Annotated in this window: 1 pseudogene; it reads left to right on the top strand. The window is 43.2% G+C overall.

Going from position 1 to position 382, the window contains the following annotated elements:
- Positions 1 to 382, top strand: a pseudogene (locus AB4486_RS28330) (helicase); the annotation flags it as partial.

Raw genomic sequence — 382 nt, 5'->3', positions numbered from 1 at the left:
TTAATGGACACTGCCTCTCCCGGGTATTTAGGGACTTATCAGGAGTTCCGTTCTCACTACATTTCACCTATTCTCAAATCTGCCGGAGATGAAGTTGAAGAGGTCAGAGCTAGACTAGGGAGAGAGTTGCGTATTGCGGTGGGTGCTTTGATGCTTAGACGAGTTAAAGAAGATAACCTGAAGGGCCTACCGGCTAAGAATATGTATGCTGGTGGACACTTTGATGGGTGGGAGTACCTGAAAGAATTAGAATCTACGATGGTCGGGTATCAGCGCGATGTCTATGAAGGAACGATAAGTAATCAAATTGAAAATGAAGATAGTCATGCCTTAACTACATTAATGAGATTACGAGACAGTTCATTACATCCGAGATTAAGTG

Origin of the sequence: Vibrio sp. 10N.222.55.C6 (assembly GCF_041473395.1) — a bacterium.
Taxonomy (GTDB): Bacteria; Pseudomonadota; Gammaproteobacteria; order Enterobacterales; family Vibrionaceae; genus Vibrio; species Vibrio crassostreae_C.
Note: the sequence above shows the minus strand (reverse complement) of the source record. Positions and strands in the feature narration are given on the sequence as shown.